Source organism: Marivivens niveibacter (genome assembly GCF_002150005.2).
GTDB lineage: Bacteria > Pseudomonadota > Alphaproteobacteria > Rhodobacterales > Rhodobacteraceae > Marivivens > Marivivens niveibacter.
The window spans coordinates 540,025-561,031 of record NZ_MSPP01000001.1 but is presented as its reverse complement, the minus strand read 5'-3'; the positions used below and the strand labels follow the sequence as shown (position 1 = coordinate 561,031).

At 49.9% G+C, this 21,007-nt stretch carries 17 protein-coding genes and 1 tRNA gene; 11 read left to right on the top strand and 7 right to left on the bottom strand.

What is annotated here, in order from left to right; translation table 11 throughout:
- Positions 1-193: 193 nt before the first annotated feature.
- The 10 genes from BVC71_RS02815 (at position 194) to BVC71_RS02770 (ending at position 11,762) form a co-directional block, all read left to right on the top strand.
- Positions 194-1,582 (top strand): phosphomannomutase, encoded by a 1,389-nt coding sequence (locus tag BVC71_RS02815; RefSeq protein ID WP_086450102.1) that lies wholly within the window; start codon positions 194-196, stop codon positions 1,580-1,582.
- A 159-nt stretch (positions 1,583-1,741) separates the two neighbouring features.
- Positions 1,742-3,169, top strand: a complete 1,428-nt coding sequence (locus BVC71_RS02810) for a mannose-1-phosphate guanylyltransferase/mannose-6-phosphate isomerase (RefSeq protein ID WP_086450101.1) — start codon at positions 1,742-1,744, stop codon at positions 3,167-3,169.
- 13 nt (positions 3,170-3,182) lie between these two features.
- On the top strand, positions 3,183-4,304 hold the full coding sequence (gene gmd / locus BVC71_RS02805; protein WP_086450100.1) for a GDP-mannose 4,6-dehydratase: 1,122 nt from the start codon (positions 3,183-3,185) through the stop codon (positions 4,302-4,304).
- Between the two features lies 1 nt (position 4,305).
- Complete coding sequence (gene fcl / locus BVC71_RS02800) at positions 4,306-5,238, top strand: GDP-L-fucose synthase (RefSeq protein ID WP_086450099.1); 933 nt, start codon at positions 4,306-4,308, stop codon at positions 5,236-5,238.
- Positions 5,228-6,037: a WecB/TagA/CpsF family glycosyltransferase gene (locus BVC71_RS02795; protein ID WP_086450098.1), complete on the top strand. Its 810-nt coding sequence runs from the start codon at positions 5,228-5,230 to the stop codon at positions 6,035-6,037. The genes fcl and BVC71_RS02795 overlap by 11 nt, the downstream gene beginning before the upstream one ends.
- Positions 6,034-7,296 (top strand): lipopolysaccharide biosynthesis protein, encoded by a 1,263-nt coding sequence (locus BVC71_RS02790; RefSeq protein WP_086450097.1) that lies wholly within the window; start codon positions 6,034-6,036, stop codon positions 7,294-7,296. The genes BVC71_RS02795 and BVC71_RS02790 overlap by 4 nt, the downstream gene beginning before the upstream one ends.
- 17 nt (positions 7,297-7,313) lie before the next feature.
- Complete coding sequence (locus BVC71_RS02785) at positions 7,314-8,099, top strand: sulfotransferase domain-containing protein (RefSeq protein ID WP_086450096.1); 786 nt, start codon at positions 7,314-7,316, stop codon at positions 8,097-8,099.
- The gene (locus BVC71_RS02780; protein WP_133064479.1) at positions 8,059-9,426 is read left to right on the top strand and encodes a hypothetical protein; all 1,368 of its coding nucleotides are present in this window, start codon (positions 8,059-8,061) and stop codon (positions 9,424-9,426) included. Before BVC71_RS02785 ends, BVC71_RS02780 begins: the two co-directional genes overlap by 41 nt.
- A 10-nt stretch (positions 9,427-9,436) precedes the next feature.
- Positions 9,437-10,609 (top strand): glycosyltransferase family 4 protein, encoded by a 1,173-nt coding sequence (locus tag BVC71_RS02775; protein WP_086450094.1) that lies wholly within the window; start codon positions 9,437-9,439, stop codon positions 10,607-10,609.
- Positions 10,610-10,674: 65 nt separating this feature from the next.
- Positions 10,675-11,762, top strand: a protein-coding gene (locus BVC71_RS02770; RefSeq protein ID WP_095531947.1) for an IS3 family transposase whose coding sequence is annotated in 2 segments (ribosomal slippage) — positions 10,675-10,936 and positions 10,936-11,762 — 1,089 coding nt in all. Because the reading frame shifts where the segments join, the coding sequence is not laid out codon by codon here.
- Between the two features lie 50 nt (positions 11,763-11,812).
- Here the strand turns inward: BVC71_RS02770 and BVC71_RS02765 are convergent.
- From BVC71_RS02765 to BVC71_RS02745, 5 genes are all read right to left on the bottom strand, one after another.
- A protein-coding gene (locus BVC71_RS02765) for an IS3 family transposase (RefSeq protein ID WP_420845594.1) occupies positions 11,813-12,992 on the bottom strand; the annotation gives its coding sequence in 2 pieces (ribosomal slippage) (positions 11,813-12,754 and positions 12,756-12,992; 1,179 coding nt in all).
- 344 nt (positions 12,993-13,336) lie between these two features.
- Positions 13,337-15,049, bottom strand: a complete 1,713-nt coding sequence (locus BVC71_RS02760) for a bifunctional sulfate adenylyltransferase/adenylylsulfate kinase (RefSeq protein ID WP_086450093.1) — start codon at positions 15,047-15,049, stop codon at positions 13,337-13,339.
- A 302-nt stretch (positions 15,050-15,351) separates the two neighbouring features.
- Positions 15,352-17,328 carry a hypothetical protein gene (locus BVC71_RS02755; RefSeq protein WP_086450092.1) on the bottom strand — a complete coding sequence of 659 codons (1,977 nt, stop codon included), beginning with the start codon at positions 17,326-17,328 and terminating at the stop codon, positions 15,352-15,354.
- The gene (locus BVC71_RS02750; protein WP_165767709.1) at positions 17,328-18,068 is read right to left on the bottom strand and encodes a hypothetical protein; all 741 of its coding nucleotides are present in this window, start codon (positions 18,066-18,068) and stop codon (positions 17,328-17,330) included. The genes BVC71_RS02755 and BVC71_RS02750 overlap by 1 nt, the downstream gene beginning before the upstream one ends.
- A 393-nt stretch (positions 18,069-18,461) precedes the next feature.
- Positions 18,462-18,641: a hypothetical protein gene (locus BVC71_RS02745; RefSeq protein WP_086450090.1), complete on the bottom strand. Its 180-nt coding sequence runs from the start codon at positions 18,639-18,641 to the stop codon at positions 18,462-18,464.
- A gap of 319 nt (positions 18,642-18,960) precedes the next feature.
- On the opposite strand from BVC71_RS02745, the gene BVC71_RS02740 reads away from it, so the two are divergent.
- On the top strand, positions 18,961-19,344 hold the full coding sequence (locus BVC71_RS02740) for a hypothetical protein (RefSeq protein WP_086450089.1): 384 nt from the start codon (positions 18,961-18,963) through the stop codon (positions 19,342-19,344).
- Here BVC71_RS02740 and BVC71_RS02735 read toward each other — a convergent pair.
- On the bottom strand, positions 19,310-20,629 hold the full coding sequence (locus BVC71_RS02735; RefSeq protein WP_086450088.1) for a site-specific integrase: 1,320 nt from the start codon (positions 20,627-20,629) through the stop codon (positions 19,310-19,312). The two genes, BVC71_RS02740 and BVC71_RS02735, sit on opposite strands and share 35 nt — an antisense overlap.
- A gap of 140 nt (positions 20,630-20,769) precedes the next feature.
- Positions 20,770-20,859 (bottom strand) — tRNA-Ser (locus BVC71_RS02730).
- Between the last annotated feature and the right edge of the window lie 148 nt (positions 20,860-21,007).

Sequence of the window (21,007 nt, the reverse complement as noted above, 5' to 3'; positions counted from 1 at the left end):
GAAAACAACCTAAAGGTCGCGCAGCTATACCGCAAGAGAACTGCACCACCTCGTCGCAAATCAGGACTTTAACTCAAGAAAGGCCTTGTTTTGTTGAGCCCGATCAATGTACCCCTTGTGCATATTTGATTTATTTTTCAGGCCAGACTTGCGTTCACAATCTTCTGGTCACAAAATTTAGGGGAATTTACCCATGGCACCAGCTTTTGGCACGAGCGGGCTTCGCGGGCTAGTTACCGAACTGACGGATGAATTGGTTTCGGACTACGTGAATGCGTTTTTAACCACAGTCGACTGCGACACACTCTATGTTGGGCGCGACTTACGTCCGTCTTCTCCGGAAATTTCCTCGGTCGTCTGCAAGACTGCGCTGTCAGCGGGTGTAGATGTTGTCGACTGCGGCGCACTGGGAACCCCTGCCCTTGCGCTGTCGTCAATGAATGCAGGTGCCGCGGCCATTATGATCACAGGTAGCCACATTCCAGCGGATCGCAACGGGCTCAAATTCTACCTGCCGCACGGTGAGGTGCTAAAGGACGACGAAGCCAAAATCACCCAAGCCTATTCGATGAAAGCCAAAAGGCCGACCAAATCGGTTGGCACGCTAGCAGAAATGCCAGAAGCCGAAAAACGTTACATCGATCGGTACATTTCAGCATTTGGAACGGACGCCCTGAGTGGCCTACGTGTCGGCGTTTACCGCCATTCATCAGTCGCAAGAGACACAATGGAGGCGATCTTCAAAGGACTGGGTGCCGAAATCGTTCCATTGGCACATTCAGACACTTTCATTCCGGTAGACACCGAAGCCGTGGATCCCGAAACGCGGACTCTGCTGCAATCTTGGTGCGAAGAGTTCAAATTAGACGCCATTGCTTCAACAGATGGTGACGCCGATCGACCGATGCTATGCGATGCGACAGGCACTGTAATCCCCGGCGATATCTTGGGCGTAATTACCTCGAAATTCCTTGGCGCCACCCACGTTGTCACGCCAGTCTCGTCGAATGACATGGTCCGTCAAATTCCTGAATTCGAGAAAGTCGACCTGACGCGAATTGGATCCCCTTTCGTAATTGCTGGAATGCAAAATTTCAGCAACAAAAATGTAGTAGGTTTCGAGGCAAATGGTGGCTACCTACTGGGCTTCACCGCCCAGCTAAAAGAACCGCTATCCCCTCTACCCACTCGCGACTGCATGCTGCCAATCATTGCCTCGCTTGCCGCAGCAAAATCGCAAGGCCAATCACTCGTGACATTGGTGAATGCCTTACCCCCATGCTTTACTGCTGCCGATCGGCTCAAGAATATCGACAAAGAAAAAGCAGCCGCTTTTCTGGAGCGACTGATTACCGACGAAACAATCAAGGCCGACTTTTTTCGATTCGTCGGCCCAATCTCAGCAACAGACCTTACCGATGGCATACGGGTCGAATTCGGTGAAACGGGTGAAGTGGTCCACCTTAGGCCGTCAGGCAATGCGCCCGAATTCCGCGTTTACACCCAAGCAAAAACCAAAGACGCCGCTTCGGTTCTACTGAAATCGATGCTCGGCAAAGTCGAAGACACCTTGCAAAACTAAACCGCCCATATGTGAGCCCCCTGCGCGAGAAGCGTCCATTTTTTATGCAAAGTAGCGAAAGTTACAGCGGCGACGCGTCATGAGGCTCACGAGACTTGAAAAAATAGCGCCCATAAGTTACCCGTTTGGTATATTTTTAAGCCTTTTGGATATTTTGAAATGATTACTCCAGTGATCCTGTGCGGCGGCTCAGGAACTCGCCTATGGCCTCTTTCCCGCAAGTCATACCCCAAGCAATTCGTTCCACTTGTTGGTGAACAAACACTTTTCCAAGGTTCAGCCGTACGAATGAAGGGCGACCAGTTTGCTAAACCTGTTGTTATCACGAACAGCGATTTTCGATTCATCGTTACAGAACAACTGCAAGCAGTCGGTATCGATCCCGGTGCTATCCTGATTGAGCCCGAAGGCCGCAACACCGCGCCTGCCGTTTTAGCTGCCGCTCTTTATTTGCAAAAAAATGATCCCGATGCCGTGATGTTGGTCGCACCATCAGATCACGTCGTACCTGATACTAAAGCGTTCCAAGCCGCTGTTGCCGCCGGCATGAAGGCTGTGAAAGAAGGCAAACTGGTAACCTTTGGCATTACCCCGACCCACGCTGAAACTGCATATGGTTATTTGGAACTAACGACCCAAAGCGATGGTGATCCAGTCGCTCTCAAGCAGTTCGTTGAAAAACCGAATGAAATTCGGGCGCAGGAAATGTTGGACGCGGGAAATTATCTTTGGAACGCAGGTATTTTCCTATTCAGCGTGAAAGACATTATCGCTGCGTTCGAACAACATTCACCTGACCTATTGCCGCCAGTAGCGCAAGCAATGGAAACGGGCCACGTGGACTTAGGCTTCTGCAGACTTGGGCCAGATGCATGGTCTGAGGCGGAAGACATTTCGATCGATTATGCAGTGATGGAAAAGGCCGACAACCTATCGGTTGTGCCATTTAATAGCGGCTGGTCCGACCTTGGTGGTTGGGATGCAGTCTGGCGCGAAAGTCCAAAGGGTGACAACGGCGTCTTAACTTCCGGTGAGGCCACTGCCATCGACTGCGAAGACACACTTTTGCGTTCAGATAGCGAACGCCTCGAAGTGGTTGGTATTGGCCTAAAAAATATTATGGCCGTCGCTATGAACGACGCTGTTTTGGTCGCAGACATGTCACGCGCCCAAGACGTCAAAAAAGCTGTCGAAGCCCTTAAGGCGAAAAATGCCGATCAGGCAACAATGTTCCCCAAAGATCACCGCCCTTGGGGTTGGTTTGAAAGCCTAGTCATCGGCGATCGCTTTCAGGTGAAACGAATTCACGTCCACCCAGGCGCCGCTCTTTCGCTGCAATCGCACCATCACCGTGCGGAACACTGGATCGTCGTGTCAGGTACGGCAGAAGTCACAATAGATGACAAGGTACAATTGGTTACCGAGAACCAATCCGTGTTTATCCCGCTTGGTGCAGTTCACAGAATGCGCAACCCAGGCAAAGTTCCAATGGTACTGATCGAGGTTCAGACCGGCAGCTACCTCGGTGAAGACGACATTATTAGATACGAAGACGTTTATTCGCGCGGACAAGGCGCAAAAGGTTAATTAGGTAATACAAATGAAGAAAAAAGCACTCATCACCGGTGTTACGGGCCAAGACGGCTCTTACTTGGCTGAATTCCTTCTCGAAAAAGGGTATGAAGTTCACGGGATCAAACGCCGTGCATCACTTTTCAATACTCAGCGGATTGATCACATCTATGAAGATCCCCACACTGACAATGCGAACTTCAAGCTTCACTATGGGGACCTAACAGATACCTCAAACCTCACCCGTCTGCTGCGCGACATTGAACCCGACGAAGTTTACAACCTGGGCGCACAGAGCCACGTTGCTGTCTCATTCGAAGCACCCGAATACACGGCGGACGTGGATGCAACTGGGGCGCTACGTATCCTCGAAGCGATCCGTTTTCTTGGGCTGGAAAAGAAGTCACGTTTTTATCAGGCATCGACCTCTGAACTTTTCGGCCTCGTCCAAGAAACACCTCAGAAAGAGACCACGCCGTTCTATCCACGCTCCCCTTACGCTGTTGCAAAGATGTATGCGTACTGGATCACGGTAAACTACCGCGAGAGTTACGACATGTACGCCTGCAATGGTATCCTATTCAATCACGAGTCTCCTCGTCGAGGCGAAACCTTCGTGACCCGAAAGATTACCAGGGGGATGGCGAACATAGCACAAGGCCTCGAACAGTGCCTATACATGGGCAATATCGACAGCCTACGCGACTGGGGCCACGCCAAAGATTACGTCCGTATGCAGTGGATGATGCTACAGCAGGAGCAGCCAGATGACTTCGTCATCGCGACGGGCGTACAATACTCGGTGCGAGAATTCATCACGTGGTCTGCGCGCGAGCTGGGCATTGAGCTAGAGTTTTCAGGAGAAGGCGTCGATGAGGTTGCAACAGTTGCATCTATCACTGGCGACAACGCCCCATCAGTAAAGGTGGGCGATGTCATTGTCCGTATCGACCCACGCTATTTCCGCCCTGCCGAAGTTGACACTCTGTTAGGCGACCCCAGCAAAGCTAAAGAAAAGCTGGGTTGGGTACCAGAAATTACAGCACAAGAAATGTGTGCAGAAATGGTCTCCGAGGACCTGAAAACAGCTCGTCGCTACCGCTTATTAAAAGAACATGGTTTAGATCTGCCGGTTTCTTTGGAGGGATAACATGACCTATAACTTAGAAGGCAAACGCATATGGGTCGCTGGGCATCGCGGAATGGTTGGAAGCGCAGTTGTTCGACGACTAGCGACAGAGAATTGTGAGATACTCACAGTAGGGCGCGACACCGTCGACCTCACTAACCAATCACAAGTCAAAGATTGGATGGCGGAACATCGGCCAAATGCGATTATTATGGCAGCCGCTAAAGTAGGAGGAATTCTGGCGAATGACACACATCCAGTAGACTTTTTAGTTCAGAATTTGCAGATTCAAACTAATATTTGCGCAGCCGCTCATGAAGCGAATGTGGAACGTTTCCTGTTCCTTGGCTCCTCATGCATTTATCCCAAACTTGCACCTCAACCAATTCTTGAAGAGAGCCTTTTAACAGGATCACTTGAACCAACAAACGAGTGGTATGCTGTTGCCAAAATTGCTGGCATAAAAATGGTTCAAGCGTACAGAAAGCAGTTTGGTCGAGACTGGATTTCAGCAATGCCAACCAACCTTTACGGGCCGGGCGACAACTACGACTTAAATTCATCGCATGTTTTACCTGCATTATTACGCAAATTTCATGAGGCAAAGTTAACTGGGCTGCCATCAGTCACAATATGGGGATCAGGTACACCTTTAAGAGAATTTCTCCACGCAGACGACCTAGCCGATGCACTCATATATGTATTTCGAGAATACTCCGACTTTGAACATATAAACATCGGCTCAGGTGTTGAAGTAACAATCCGAGAATTAGCAGAGACAATCGCTAAGGTAGTCGGCTATGAAGCCGAATTGGTTTTCGATAACACCAAACCCGACGGTACACCGCGAAAATTAATGGATAGCTCTCGGCTACATCGGCTCGGCTGGGACAAGGCGCGGTCGTTAGAAGAAGGCATTTTACACACCTATAAGGTTTTTAAGGATGTCGCCTGATCGAAATAAAAAATCCCCGCTAGAACAACCGCCATACGAAACATTTGAAGTTTTAGGCATTCCAATTATGGCAGTTTCACTCGATAAAGCGTCTGAATTAATTGCCGATTGGTCCAATGATAAAATCGGGCGCTATGTCGGTGTTCGAGAGGTTGCCAGCACAGTTGCACTATCTGAAACTTCGGAGCTCCTGAACGTTGCTCGGGGAGCAGCAATGAATGTGCCTGATGGAATGCCCTTAGTTTGGATCGGGAGAAGACGTGGATTGAATGTTTCCCGAACATGCGGCCCTGACCTGATGGAACAGCTTTTAACCCAGGAACCGGGCGTTTCACTCAAGCATTTCTTTTACGGCGGGAAAGAAGGCGTTGCAGATATTCTAAAGCAAAAATTTTCAAAACGAAGCGACCAATTACAAGTAGTGGGGACTCACTGCCCACCATTCCGTGAACTAACCAATGAAGAAAATGAAGCTGTTCTGGAAAAAATTAAGGCAAGTGGTGCAGATGTGGTCTGGGTTGGAATTTCTTCACCCAAACAAGACATCTGGATGGCACAAAATGCGCATAAAACCCAGGCGACGATGATTGGAGTTGGAGCCGCATTTGATTTTCACTCAGGAAGTATAAAGCGAGCACCGAAGTGGATGCAGCGGAGCGGCTTAGAGTTTTTACACAGATTATGTAGTGAACCAAGCCGACTATGGCGACGATATTTAATTATGGCCCCACGTTTTGTTTGGCGCATCACCATTGGTGAAAAGAAAGAAAATGCCGATGAATCGCGCGAAACCAGATGACGATTAACTCTCTCAACAAACCTCGCTCCAGCATTAGGAAACAAGCGATTTGGGGCCTCTCAAGTCAATTGATAACAAGCGGGACAAATTTCATTAGTGCTATTTTACTCGTGCGCATGCTGGGACTAGAGGAATTCGGTCAGTACACATTAACTTTTCTCACAATAATGATTGTGCGGAACTTTCTTAATACCATGGTTTTAGCACCCATGTCCGCGCTCGCACCCAAATTAAATAAAATAAGTGAGCCAGCGTATCGAAGCTTCATCTTAATATACGCAACCGCATTTTTTCTAATCTCCAGTTTAGCAATCGGGTTGCTAGCTTCTCTTCTGTCTTCGCTAAATGGTTACGAATGGCTTACTTCAATTACAATAACACTAGCGGTCACCAACGCACTTACAAATGCATCAGACTTTTTCAGACGTTATTACGTAGTTTATCAATCACCCGGATTTTCCTTTTTTATCGACCTAACTAGAAACACAACCCAACTATTCGCAATTACAATTTATCTTTTATTACCAAGCAACCCAATGAACGTTGCTATCGCTCTAAACTTGCTAGCATTCTCAAACCTATTTGGTGTCATTTTGGGCACCATTAGATATGGGACACTAAAGCACAAAAGACAATTCTTCAAATTAATGTGGATGCGACATTGGAAATTCAGCAAGTGGATGCTGCCTGCAACTGCACTCGATTCCCTACACGGATCTGGCCCTATGATGATATTTGGGGCGATAATGGGACCCTCCGCACTTGGAACAGTGCGAGCAATCCAGCAAGTCACAAACCTCTTAAATTTGCCGGTTAACACACTTTCACAGATACTTCCATCAATAGCTGCACGTCAATTATTTGAACATGGTGAACATAAATTAAAAGTCTTCCTATTAAAAGTCGCAATAGCATCTACGGCGCTTATAATTGTTGGAATACTAACGCTAGCATCCCTTTCTGAATTAATAATAAACAATTGGATGAAGCTAGAATCGCCAAACACGAAGATCATATTGATTTTCTTTGGCGCCTCCACATTATTATCATTAATCCGCCAAATAATGAACGTCAAACTGTACACATTCGAACAAACAAAAAGTATTTTCCACATCAACATATTTGGCGCAATGCTTTCAATATTTTCAACATTCGCTTTAGCAGAACTACTCATTGAGATTTCTGTTCCTATCGCTTTAACAATCGGCAACCTATCGTCAATATCGGCCTTCCTCTACTTCAATCGCAAAAAAAATTAATCAAATTTGGAAACGAAATGTCAAATTCAAAGCTATCCTGGAACTTACGGCGCTTTGGCCTATCGCCACAAATCTTAAAAGAACGCCTATTACTCAATACACCTGACCACGGTTTTTTCATCACCTCTCAACCAAAGAGCGGGACCCACTTACTAGAACGCGTTTTATGCTTAATGCCTGGCATTTATCGCCCTATAATGAGAACCGTAAACGAACATAACCTTGGCAGATATGGAGGCTTCGAAAATATAGCTGAATCAGCTATTCATGGAAGACTGATAGTTTCACACCTTCACTTTCATCCTGACTGGGCACAAAAATTATCACAAAAACAAGTTAGATCATTTGCCATGACTCGAGACCCAAGGGCCATGGTGCTTTCCTATGTGCATTACGTACAAAAAAGAGCAGATCATGCGGAACATCAGCGCCTTAAAAATTTGAGCGTAGAAGAAGCGATTAATCTTTTAATCAACGAAAAACCAGAAGATAACGGAGAGAACTTCATAACAAACATGAACCTATTCGCTGGGTGGACAAAACAACCTGAAATTTTCTCCGTTAGATTTGAAGATCTAGTTGGGCCAAACCGGGAGAAAACAGTAGTCGATATTGCCAACCATGCGGGAATAGATCTCAAACCAGAACAAATAGATATAATTGTAGAAAACGCCTTCTCAGCCGCAAGCCCCACCTTTCGGTCCGGACGAATCGATGAATGGAAAAATGTTCTAAACGCAAAACAAATTACAAAAATTGAAGATGCAACGCAGTCAGCCATGTCCCATTATTATTCAACCTGAATCATCGACATTAGAATGCAACGAACAGTACCATCAACTTATTATCAAATATAAAACACACCAAAGCTTTGATACACCGCTTTCACAAAGTCGAAAACCACGGCTATTTTACCCACAAACAATCGAACAACGTGAGAAGGAATCGTTGAGTTTCAAAATGACGCATCCATTAACAACATACGACGGCAGCGCAAACAACGAACATTACCCGTCAAAGGATGTTGCAAGCGTATCATTTTTTATCATACTCGTTATTTACATTCTTTACTTCGGCTTTACTGATCAAAATCCACTTCGACCACTGATATACATCCTACCGGCAACAGTTGCATTTGAGTTAACCCTACGAGGATCGCTGCGACTGAAACCGTATTTACTTTCCACTTTAATTATCTACTTAACTTTTTTCTTTCCCTACTCAGCGAACAACACAGAAGCACACACAAAGGAAGCTGTATTCCTAATATTAAGCCTAACGGTTGCCACAATTGCCTTCAAAACTCCAAAATGGTTTCCGACATATTTTCTATTTTCTTGCTTGATCACCGTTGCTATCCGAGGCTTGATCAATGGATTATCCCTTTCCGAAATAAAATTCGGCCTCGCATCATCTAACATTGGTACAGAAACTTCTTTAGGCTTAATCACCCCACTCGTTGCAATCTTCCTGTTCACAAAAGGCCAAAGAGTATTAGGTTTTCTTGCTATCATTGTAACGGTCCTAATGTTCAAAAGAATTGGCCTTGTCGCACTACTAACTGTACTATTAATAGACACACTGCAGTATACTTACTTCAAAAAATTAAAAATTTCACATAGCGCCGCCACAACCGTTAAGATTTCAATAATTTTAACAACGGCTACAATTGGATTATTCCCCACCGAATTTTATCAAATAATATCAAATATATACTACAACACAACTGGAAATTATGTATCGCCAGATCATCTTTCATCCGGCAGATATTTTGCCTTGTCTGTTTTTACAGACAATTTAATTGAAAATCTCACAACTACAACTATCCTTTTTGGAAACGGAGCGGGTTATTCCACATACTTTTTGGGAGAATCATCCCTTCTTCTCGATAAACACTATCCTTTACTTCACAATGACTTCCTCCGAATGTTCTCAGACTACGGCCTCATAGGACTTTTCGTGGGGGTTTTGTTTTTACTAAAACTGGCCATCAAAGACCGACTATCATCAAATTTTTCAACTTACACTTCAATACTATTCATGACAGACAATGTCTTAACCTACTTTGTGTTCTGGCTGGTATTCATCGCCCTCCTAAGAGCACCACATTTAGATAATAAATTTTATTAAAAAGCATAAAATGAAAATTCTTATTTTGCACAACTCTTACAAACAACGCGGCGGCGAAGATACGGTGGTTGAACAAGAAGAACAACTACTTAAATCAGGCGATCATGAAGTGAAGTCTTTCAGATTTTCAAATGATAGTATCTCAGGAAATATTCAAAAAATTATAACTTTCGCTTCGATCCAAAAGAACCACAAATCTGTTCGAGAAGTTATAAATATCTGTGAAGAATTCAAACCAGATGTCGTACATATACACAACTTTTTTCCGCTGCTTTCACCAGCAGCCCATATTGCGGCTGCAAAGAGTGGTGCAGCAGTTGTTCAGACCCTACATAATTTTCGTTTACTTTGCGCAGGGGCAATGTTTCTACGCGATGGAGTCGTTTGCGAGGACTGCCTCGGAAATAGTCGCTTGGCAGCCATCAAAAATAGTTGTTATCGTGACAGCAAAATCGCTTCCGCAGCAGTGGTTGCAATGCAAAGAGCTACATTAGGCTCCGAAAACTGGTTAAGTTCGGTGGATAAGTTCATTGCTTTAACGGAATTCGGAAAAAGTAAATTTATCCAAGGTGGTCTACCGCCAACGAAGATAGCAGTTAAGCCCAACTTTGTCTCAAGCATCGACCCAGGCCCTCCTATACAAGATCGGCAAGGTAGTGCTTTATTTGTCGGGAGGCTATCTTCCGAAAAAGGGGTTAGGCGTCTAGTGGAAGCATGGAAATCTTTACCAGACGTGCCGTTAGACATAGTAGGAAGTGGTCCTGAAGAAAATTGGCTTCGTGAAAACGCACCACCACATGTTTCCATTTTGGGAGCTAAGCCTAGAAATCAGGTCATTGAAAAATTACAAAATGCACGTCTGTTAGTTTTTCCTTCGATTTGGTACGAAGGCTTCCCAATGACAATCGCGGAAGCACTCGCTTGCGGGACGCCTATACTTGCGGCAAATATTGGTGCGGCACATGAAATCCTCAACGATGAAAAATGTGGAGCGCTTTATAAATCTGATGACTCGCTGGCTCTTATTAAAAATGCTGCGACGCTACTGAACGGCGATCTACAGAGAAAATCAGTTAATGCGCGCGAACGGTTTGAAGGCCTTTATAGCGCCGAAACGAATCTCAAATTGATTGAAGATATTTATGTTGAAGCAATTGCAAATCGCAACCGGATGGTCAGGTAATCCCCCCCGATCTTAAGGGGATGCGGAAGTAGAATTTTCTCGGCAGGATGAACGAGGAGATTCTGATGAAGAAGACACGATTTACCGAAGCGCAGATCATGACTGTGCTGCGCCAGATGGAAGGCGGAGTACCTGCAGCCGAGCTGTGCCGTGAGCACGGGATGAGCAGTGCTACACTGTACAAATGGCGGGCGAAGTACGGTGGGATGGACGCCAGCCTGATCAGCGAGATGAAGTCGATGGCGGAGGAGAACCGCCGCCTGAAGCGCATGTATGCCGACGTCAGCATGCAGAATGACCTCCTGAAGGAGGCGCTCGGAAAAAAATGAGACGGCCAGCTCAGCGCCGAGAGTTGGCCGTGAAAGCGCTGGCGATGAAGGGCGTCAGCATAGCGCTGGCGTGCCGGGCGCTCGACGTCAGTGAGACGTGCTATCGGTACAGCCCCAAGCTGGACGAAGAGAACGAGCAGATCGCCGATCTGCTGCTCGGACTGACGACGGCGAAGAAGACCTGGGGCTTCGGCCTGTGCTTTCTGTACCTGCGCAACGTCCAGGGACATGGCTGGAACCACAAGCGGGTCTACCGGATCTACCGCGAGCTGGAACTGAACCTCAGGATCAAGCCCCGCAAGCGTTTGAAGCGGGACAAGCCCGAGGCCCTGGCGGTTCCGGAAGCTGCGAATGAGGTCTGGTCCATGGATTTCATGGCCGACAGGCTGGGGGATGGGCGCCAGTTCCGGCTGCTGAACGTGCTGGACGACTTCAATCGCGAGGGCCTGGGCATCGAGATCGACTTCTCGCTGCCTGCCGAGCGGGTCGTCCGGGCGTTGAACCAGATCATCGAATGGCGCGGTGCGCCCAAGACGATCAGGGTCGACAACGGCCCGGAATACATCAGCGGCACCCTCATGGAATGGGCAGAGCACAAGGGCATCGCCCTGGCCCACATCCAGCCCAGCAAACCCCAGCAGAACGCCTATGTCGAGCGCTACAATCGAACGGTCAGGCACGAATGGCTGGACCTACATATCTTCGAGAGCATCGACCAGGTGCAGCATATTGCCACCGAGTGGCTCTGGTCCTACAACAACGAACGTCCCAACATGGGCAACGGCGGGATGACCCCTGCCCAAAAACTGAGAATGGCCGCGTAAATTCTACGACCAAGCCCCCGCAAAAACGGGGGGATTACCCCCCGCGTTTCTTAGACGCCTTGGTTTTTCAGTTTCTGTTGCCGTTCGAACTCAATCGGCGACAGCATGTCGTTATGCGCGTGCTTGCGTTTCGGATTGTAGAACATTTCGATGTAGTCGAACACATCCTGCCTTGCTTCTGCGCGTGTGCGGTATGTCCGCCGCCGGATCCGTTCGCGGTTGAGCAGGTTGAAGAAGCTCTCGGCAACGGCGTTATCGTGGCAATTACCTCTCCGGCTCATCGAATGTTCCAGTTTGTGGGTGCGGAGGAATGCAGCCCAATCCATGCTGGTGAATTGGCTGCCCTGGTCTGAGTGGATCAGGACCTTGTCGCGGGGTTTGCGACGCCAGATCGCCATCAGCAGTGCTTGCAGGACGATATCGGTCGTCTGCCTGCTTTGCATCGACCATCCGACGACCAGCCGAGAATAGAGGTCGATGACGACAGCCAGATACGCAAAGCCTTCGTGTGTGCGGATATAGGTAATATCGGTGACCCAGGCTTGGTCGGCGGCGGCCACGTCGAATTGCCGGTCCAGTATGTTATCCACGATGAATGATGGCTTGCCACCATACCTGCGGGGGCGGCGCTTGTAGCCAATTTGCGCTTTGATCCCGGCCAGTCGGGTCAGACGGGCCACACGGTTCAGGCAGACACTTTCACCTTGCTCGAGCAGGTCGTCATGCAGCTTGCGATATCCGTAGACCTTACAGCTTTCCACCCACGCCTCTTGCAGCATCGCAGTCTGGCGTTGGTCTTCAATGGCCCGTCGTCTCAACGGGGCCTTCAGCCACGCATAGAACCCACTCGGCTGTATCCTCAGACAACGGCACATCGCACGAACTGAGAATAGTTCGCGATGCTCGGCAACGAACGCGGTCGCCATTTGGCTCGAACCAATGGCGCCACAATGGCTCCACTCACTTTGCATCCCTGGCGAAATACGCGGTGACCTTTTTTAAGATATCCCGCTCTTCCGTCACACGAAGCAGCTCGCGCTTCAGCCTGCGGATCTCGGCGTCCTTCTCGCTGTCGCCGGACACCGACTCCGCAAACTTGCGCTTCCACGCATAGAGAGAATGCGTGCTGACACCCAACCGTTCCGAAACTTCCTTCACCGGATAGCCTCGTTCAGTAATCTGCGCGACCGCATCGCGCTTGAAATCGTCTGTGAAATTTCCTGTGCCCATCATGGCCTCCTTGCCTCAAAGTTAGCGAAGAAGGCGTCCACAATACACGGGGCTATTCAATATCCGATAAATGGGGGGTAGCTCATACAAAAGCCCCTTGGCCTTCGAACGAAAGGCTACATATTGCACAAAAGGATCGGAACTTAAACGGCACAAGCCCATCCTGCTACTTGATCATTTGAGTAATCTATTCGTCGGTGAACCTTGTTTCATATATCAGGACTGACTCTACACAAGACTCGATGTGTTTCAGGGGCTCAGGCCACACCACGACAGGGAAAACTCGCTAACGCCAAATCCCCGACCGAAAGGCCGGGGCTTTTGTTTTTATGTCGGTCTGGGGCTTATTTGCCCGAGATCAGACCCATGCTTTCCAGTTTCAGCAGAACCTGATGTGCGCAGTTGTCGACTTCGACGTTTTCGGTTTCGACAACCAGTTCTGCGTTCGTTGGGGTCTCGTATGGGTCAGAGATACCGGTGAACTCTTTGATTTTGCCTTCGCGTGCCAGTTTATACAGGCCTTTGCGGTCACGGCGTTCGCATTCTTCGATCGTGGTCGCAACGTGGACTTCGACAAAGGCACCGTATTGTTCGATGTCTTCACGAACAGCGCGGCGGGTTGCGGTGTATGGCGCGATAGGCGCACAGATCGCGATACCACCGTTTTTGGTGATCTCGGACGCTACATAGCCGATGCGGCGGATGTTCAGGTCGCGGTGCTCTTTCGAGAAGCCCAGTTCCGACGACAGGTTCTTACGAACGATGTCACCGTCCAGCAGGGTCACAGGGCGGCCGCCCATTTCCATCAGTTTCACCATCAGCGCGTTCGCGATGGTCGATTTGCCCGAGCCCGAGAAACCGGTGAAGAACACGGTAAAGCCTTGTTTCGAACGTGGCGGTTTGGTTTTGCGTAGTTCGGTCACAACCTCGGGGAAGCTGAACCATTCCGGAATTTCCAGACCTTCGGCCAGACGGCGACGCAGTTCGGTGCCCGAGATGTTCAGGATGGTCACGTCGTCTTTGTCTGCGATCTCGTCCGCTGGTTCGTATTGTGCGCGTTCCTGCACGTAAACCATGTGTTTGAAGTCGACCATTTCGATGCCGATTTCGGACTGGTGTTCGCGGAACAGATCCTGCGCGTCATATGGGCCGTAGAAATCTTCGCCAGCCGAGTTTTTGCCAGGGCCAGCGTGGTCGCGACCAACGATAAAGTGGGTACAGCCGTGGTTTTTACGGATCAGGCCGTGCCAGACAGCTTCGCGCGGGCCAGCCATACGCATAGCAAGGTTCAGCAGCGACATGGTGGTGGTGGCCGCTGGGTATTTGTCCAGAACCGCTTCGTAGCAGCGCACGCGGGTGAAATGGTCCACGTCGCCCGGTTTGGTCATGCCGACAACAGGGTGGATCAGCAGGTTGGCCTGCGCTTCGCGTGCGGCGCGGAACGTCAGTTCCTGGTGCGCGCGGTGCAGAGGGTTACGGGTTTGGAACGCAACAACCTTGCGCCAGCCCATTTTGCGGAAATAGGCGCGCAGTTCGTTTGGCGTGTCGCGGCGACCGCGGAAATCATAGTGAACGGGCTGCTGAATGCCGGTGACAGGGCCGCCCAGATAGATTTTACCAGCGGTGTTGTGCAGATAGTTGACCGCAGGGTGCGCCAGATCGTCCGCGCCGAATACTTTTTCAGCTTCGCGCGATTTGTTTGGTTCCCATTTGTCGGTGACAGTCATGGTCGCCAGAATGACGCCTTCTTGGTCACGCAGGGCGATGTCCTGACCCAGTTCGATTTTCGATGCGAAATCTTCGGTCACGTCCAGAGTGATCGGCATTGGCCACAGCTGGCCGTCTGCCAAGCGCATGTTTTCCACGACGCCGTTGTAATCTTCTTCCGACAGGAAACCTTTCAGCGGGTTGAAACCGCCGTTCATCAACAGCTCCAGATCGCAAATCTGGCGCGGCGTCAGGTCGTGGCTGGTCAGATCAGCAGCTTCGACTTTCAGTTTCTGGGCAGAGTCGTACGATACATACAGCTCGGGGATCGGGGTATGTGTAGAATGCATAAATAAACCTTATAAAATATGCATTCACTTAAACCAATTTTTTCAACCATGACAAGCATGGGAAGCACTTCCACAAGGGCTTGGTTCCGAAAGGAAACGACTGCGGGTGCCCTTCGCATAAAATGCACCTGCTTCGTGATGTATACCTGACGGGACAATCAACGTAACCTGGCGGCAAGCGATGCGGTTGAAATTCGACAAATCACACGCGATCGAAGCCAAATTTGAACTGACCGAATATCAGACAGAAAATGCGCCCTTTCGCGTCAGTAAAAAGGGCGCATTTTACATGGTCTCCATTATTAAACGATCTTCATAATCGCTTTCGGCGCCTCCACTTCGATGCGCCATAGGTTGGTTCCTGCCCTTTTGCGGGCGGTTAGTTTGGCTCCGTTATAGTTGACGCCTTTCAATTTCGACATGAGCGCGGCTACGCTTCGGACCGACAGCGACGGATCAGAGTCCGAGATTTCACGGCACAGGCGTTCCAGCATCTCATCAGCGAAAATCGCAGTGCGGACTTGATCGGCCGTGAAATCCTCTGGGCCGAACTTTTCGGCCAAGGAGAACAGGAACGAATGATAGGTTTCGACTTCGGATGCATCACTGATTGCCTGTTTGAACAGGTCCAGTGGATCGCAAAGGCCCAGCTCGGGAATTTCCCGCGACAGACGCAGGATCGGGTCCCTAACCATGCGTGTCCAGCCTTCGAACGATCCCAAAGTTCCGGACAACGCTTTGTCCGGGCGGGCCGCGACCGCAATCGACAATGCCGCCGAGATGATGTCTGCGCGCATGCGTTTAGCCTCGCTCTGCGGCGTGAAACCGAAATCTGCAGTGATGTGATCGTCGCAAGCTGGCAAGAGGTCGATCAACAGATACCGACGGTTCATCCCACGCGGAAACGTCATGTTCACGCCATTTGAAATCAATAGCGCGGTGTTACGGATCGAACCGCCTGTCCGGCTTTCGCCCAGAATGCGGTCTGACCAAATCGGCGACGCGATAAAGCTGGTCAGCACCTCGTTCCGGAAATTGCCGTCCATGTTGTCATAGATAATCACCGGATTTTGTTCGAGCAGATCCGCGTGCAGCAGTTTGCGCATCTCCGCGCTGCCAGATCTTTCCACGCTCTTCATACGGGGCAATTCGCCAGTCGCCAGCACGCCAAGCGCCTGCGCGATGAACGATTTACCCACGCCAACTTCGGGACTGCTGACAGCGATCATCGGTGCGGTATCTAACGCCGGACGCAAAACGGCCGTCATCACAGCGGCAAGAAGCGCTGTACGCCCCAACACCTTGTCCGGAAAATGATAGGCGCGAAATGGTGTCAGGCAGGTTTCGACCGCCGCTTTCATTGCGGGCGCGTCGAACGAGCGAGAAATCTCGGGCACCGCGTCGGTCCCGTTGAAAATAAACACGCCTGTTTTGTCATCATAGCCAGCATCGGCAATCAGGGTTCCATCCAAGCGGCACAGTGGATGGTCCGACGTGCCCGCCAATTTCGGCAATTTGCCGTCACATAACGTTTCGACCTGCAACAGCAACCGACGCGGAATGTCGATGGATTTGCGCGCGGGGCCTTTTTTAGTCATCTCGTATTTGAATGGCGCGACGATCCGCGACAGGTCGTAGTCCAAACGTTCCGTCCGGACAGGTTTGAATTGCTGACCATTGCGGCACACCGTCGTCGATCCTGACGTGTAATACAGACCAGTGGCCCTCAACGCCTCGACACAGCGATCGACAAAACCGGCAGGGTTGTCAGGCGTGAATTCAATCCGGATACGCTCGATCGTGTTTTCGGACATCCCGCGCACCAATGCGTAAGTCGCGCCGCCATGAGCCTGCGAAACAAGTTTGGGCGCCCTACCCTTCAGGAACAAAACACCGACGCTTTTGTAATCGCAGTACTCTGGTTCTAGCGGGTCCAACGTCGTGCGATTGTGATATGTGTCCGGGTTTTCCAGCACGTCCCGAACCGTTACGACTTCCGGCTCAAAGGTTTTCGGATCGACGACATGTAGTTCAAACTCTCCGGACAACTCCAGCTGATCGGCGGCGCGGAGCAGAATTTGATCTGCGACAGCTGCGGTCAAACCGTGCTTGCGCATGATTTCATCGCGGCGTTCCGCCAACCAGATTTTGCGCTGCGTAGCTGCGTCATCTGTAGCCGCCTGCGCCGCTTCATCCTCGCGCTTTTTCGCTTCGGCCTTTGATGCCTCTTCGACCATGACAGAGGCAACATTCAGAAAATCATCGATCATCGCGCCCATTACACTACCTCCGGCTGGCCGCGGCGCTGGATCAAATGGGGGCCCGTACTCGCCCCCGCTGCAAAATCCAGGCGGCTGGGCTGATAGACGCTTTTGTCAAAAATCGTCCGCTTCAGGATACTGCCCGATTTGCTGATGGCGATATACCCATGACCCGCCGCCCAGCACCGCACCCATAGATGTTCCGCAAACTCCGGTATCTGCTTTGCATCGGTCACGGGAACATAGAACCTTTGCCCCCGCAGACCTGACATTTCAGTGCCATCGTCTGCATAGATCATGCTACTGGATGACGGATACCAAAGCATGGGCACATCCTTGAGTTCAGGCGCAACGCCGCGGATCAAGTTGATCGCCTCGGACTTCGTCAAAGCCGACGCATCTTTGGGTGGATCAATATCGATCATGAAAATGCCGGGACCGTCAGGCCATTCGAAATGGTCGTTGATCCGCGCGATACGCCCCTCCCGCTGTTCAACGGGCAGCGCCTCATACACTGCGCGCGTCACGACCATGCCCATTTCTGCACCCTTGGGCAGGCCATAGGACAGGGCCTGATTGGTACGCAATGAAGCGATATGGTCCCCGAATTCAGAGATGTTCGCACATTCATCCACCACATACATACCGCGCGTCATGTAACCGCCAGCCTCGGTCACCAGTGCCCCGTCCTGCAGAGTGATATGCTTTGTCAGCCGCTTCGGGGCTTCGCTCGTAAATGTCGTGAACCTGATCGTCATTCCAGTACCTTCGTTGTTCGATTTGAAACAAATGAAGGTCGCGCGAACACGCATTACAAACTGTTTTTTCGGCGAAACTGCGAAATTCTTGGGAAATAAAATATCAGGTCTTTGATTTATCGAACCAATTCGATCTGACAACAATTCAGTTAATTTTGCTAACATCTCCAGATCCTATATCGGACATGAATTTGGGATAATTTATTTCCTAGATCTGATGGTAGTATTGTAGTGATGTACTGATTGGAACGTATAGAAACAAAGCAGAAAAGCAGGTGACGTTTTCCACAAAAGACGGCCATCGGTGCAACGCCACACCAGCATCGTGAATGACTGTTGTTGCAATACGCAACAAAGCGCGCAGAGATAGATCGTTCCGCAATGCCTCTTGCGTTAATGCACGGACCAACTCCTCGGCTGATCCGATCGGTTCATACCAATGCGCGACACAGGTTCCGCCATCTGGACAAGGTGACCGGCCATGCGCCACATCGCCATCCCCACAGAATCTACCAGTAAATCATCGTCGCCGCCTGACCCTGCCATAAAGTCCTGCGGTTCATAATAGGTCATTGAACCACCCCCAGAACGCTGTGGTGATTTCAAAACAGCTGCTGCCGACCTCGTACAGGTCAGTCGCAGATTTTAGCAGTCTTGCAGAATATCGGATGGGCGCCAAAAGGCGCTGAACACGAAAAACAGTCATGGAATACCTTCATATATCGCGAAAAACGAACGGAGTGTGCGTTACGCGGATATGAGGGCCTGTCTTTGCATAATCGAATAATAATGGCTCGCGATTTCTATTTCAACTCAATCGCCGACATTTTTTGCCAGAGATAGTGTTTTGCACTTTCACCACCCCGATCGACACTGATTTCGAAAAAGAAACGTGGAAACCAGAAAAGTTGGGGAATTGTCTTGCATTCGCAAATCAAAACTCCTCTATCTGATCAGTTTCGGAAAAAAACGCGACAAAGGCCATAATGATCAATCCCCCCAAGAAGCTGTATTTCGATGCAGCCCCCTATTCGCAGGGGGTCTATTCGGGATGGTGACAGCAGGGGAAATCACCACAGCGCAGTTAGAACGCGCATTGGTCACTATCGCAGAGCTGGCGTTGGAAAACGAAGCCTATCTGCCGATTTTCGAAAGACTAAACAACGAACTCTCTGCCATGCATGCAAAGCGCGACCTGCTTGCGCAAGCGCGGCGTATCGTTGATGCAAACCGACCGGCAATCACTTCAGATAGTCTGGAACCGGAAATGCAATAGCCTGCATGATCGCGGCGCGCTGTTCTAAATGCATTTCATCCCCATACCATTCGCGACCACGGATATTGGCAACAGAGTGGCCCATCAGCTCACCACGGTCATCCGACTGCACTTCGACGCCTTTCAATCGGCTTTCGAACGTATGCCGCAAACCGCCCACTGTAATACCGCGGGGCAACAATCCATTTTTGCGCAGCGTTTTATGAACCCCATTGCTGTAGCTCGTTTTGCCGTGATAGCGCGGAAACCCATTCGGGTTTCGTTTGGCCGCCGCGAGCGCCACGCCAAACAACGGCACCAATCTCGCGGAATGCTTGTTCTTGATCTCGCGCACGCCCTCTTCGTTTTTGATGACGATGTGGGGGATGGGCGCATCTAACTGAAACGCGGACGCTGGCAGGTTGTAGATTTCGCTTTGGCGACAACCTGTTTCAATGCTGATTAACAGAATGTCGCGCGCTTCGGTATTCAAGCAATCCAGCGCGCCATTTGCAAACCATTTTTCCAAAATAAATGCTACAGGCACTTCGTCCTTGCGCGTGTTTTTTTTGTGTCGATCAGTCAGATTAACGCCGTTGTAGATACGCGGTGGATCCTCGACCCCCAAATCGTCATAATAGCGTGACAGCATCCCGGACATGTTCGTAAAATCTTTGTTGGCCGTTTCGATATCCAACCCGCGCTGTTTGATGCGTTCCTGCCAATACCGACGGTGCAACAGCACGTCAGCGCGCGTCAATTGCGCTACAGGTTTGTCACCTCCAATCGCTGCCGTTAGGTTTTTAACCGCGCGTTTGCGTGGATTACGCCATGCCTTTAACTGAGCATCATTTTTGAACCGATTTTCATGCGCGGACAGGCCTTCAACGTGATCTACCAGCTGTGAAAGTAATAACTGTGGCTCTGATACCGTTCCCAGCGTTGCCGCTGCCACATCAGCATCGACATGACCGTTCGACTGAATGGCGGCCTCTACCCGTTTAAGCAGATCGACCAGTGGCAGGTCGGCGACCTCGGCCACGGGCAGATATTGAAAACCTTTGTTTGCACAAATACGTTGGGCGGCCTTAAACCGAACATCGGCATCGTCAGAACGGCCATCTTTCAGAGCCTGCCAGCCCTCTAACAAATTGTCCCACACCTGCGTGGCCTTTTCGGCGGCAAGCTTTTTGGAATCGGTCCTAAGACTAAGCGTAAGTAAACGGCGCGGTTCAACATCATGAAAATCGGTCGGAACGCGGCGCACTAAATGCCACGTCGATCGGCGTTTCTTCAAACCTTTCATACCGCCCCCAGCCCATTGGTGTCAGCGATATGTATAGCAAAATGTATAGCAAAACAACGGCGGCGATTTTCCCGAACGCACAAACAAGAGCGAAAATCCCTTATTTACAAGGGCAAACACCAAATTTGCGACTTTGGAAATGGCGGAGGAGGTGGGATTCGAACCCACGGTACGCTTCCACGTACGTCGGTTTTCAAGACCGGTGCATTAAACCACTCTGCCACTCCTCCGACCGTTCGGTGTGCATAAATACCCCGCTCCGATTCTAAAAGAGGAAAACCGCCGATGCTTATCCGCGGAGGCTTCAAAAACGGTATTCTCACGGCTAAAGTGTCACAGACAAACAAAACAGGCTCGATTTTCGACGTACAGGCAAAC

Excerpts from the sequence above, each read along its gene's own strand:
- BVC71_RS02735 (WP_086450088.1), bottom strand. The coding sequence starts at position 20,629 with ATGAAAGGTTTGAAGAAACGCCGATCGACGTGGCATTTAGTGCGCCGC.
- BVC71_RS02795 (WP_086450098.1), top strand. The coding sequence starts at position 5,228 with ATGTCGCCTGATCGAAATAAAAAATCCCCGCTAGAACAACCGCCATAC.
- BVC71_RS02790 (WP_086450097.1), top strand. The coding sequence starts at position 6,034 with ATGACGATTAACTCTCTCAACAAACCTCGCTCCAGCATTAGGAAACAA.
- BVC71_RS02785 (WP_086450096.1), top strand. The coding sequence starts at position 7,314 with ATGTCAAATTCAAAGCTATCCTGGAACTTACGGCGCTTTGGCCTATCG.
- fcl (WP_086450099.1), top strand. The coding sequence starts at position 4,306 with ATGACCTATAACTTAGAAGGCAAACGCATATGGGTCGCTGGGCATCGC.
- BVC71_RS02780 (WP_133064479.1), top strand. The coding sequence starts at position 8,059 with ATGCAACGCAGTCAGCCATGTCCCATTATTATTCAACCTGAATCATCG.
- BVC71_RS02815 (WP_086450102.1), top strand. The coding sequence starts at position 194 with ATGGCACCAGCTTTTGGCACGAGCGGGCTTCGCGGGCTAGTTACCGAA.
- BVC71_RS02745 (WP_086450090.1), bottom strand. The coding sequence starts at position 18,641 with ATGACCTATTATGAACCGCAGGACTTTATGGCAGGGTCAGGCGGCGAC.
- BVC71_RS02760 (WP_086450093.1), bottom strand. The coding sequence starts at position 15,049 with ATGCATTCTACACATACCCCGATCCCCGAGCTGTATGTATCGTACGAC.
- BVC71_RS02755 (WP_086450092.1), bottom strand. The coding sequence starts at position 17,328 with ATGGGCGCGATGATCGATGATTTTCTGAATGTTGCCTCTGTCATGGTC.
- BVC71_RS02810 (WP_086450101.1), top strand. The coding sequence starts at position 1,742 with ATGATTACTCCAGTGATCCTGTGCGGCGGCTCAGGAACTCGCCTATGG.
- BVC71_RS02775 (WP_086450094.1), top strand. The coding sequence starts at position 9,437 with ATGAAAATTCTTATTTTGCACAACTCTTACAAACAACGCGGCGGCGAA.
- BVC71_RS02750 (WP_165767709.1), bottom strand. The coding sequence starts at position 18,068 with ATGACGATCAGGTTCACGACATTTACGAGCGAAGCCCCGAAGCGGCTG.
- gmd (WP_086450100.1), top strand. The coding sequence starts at position 3,183 with ATGAAGAAAAAAGCACTCATCACCGGTGTTACGGGCCAAGACGGCTCT.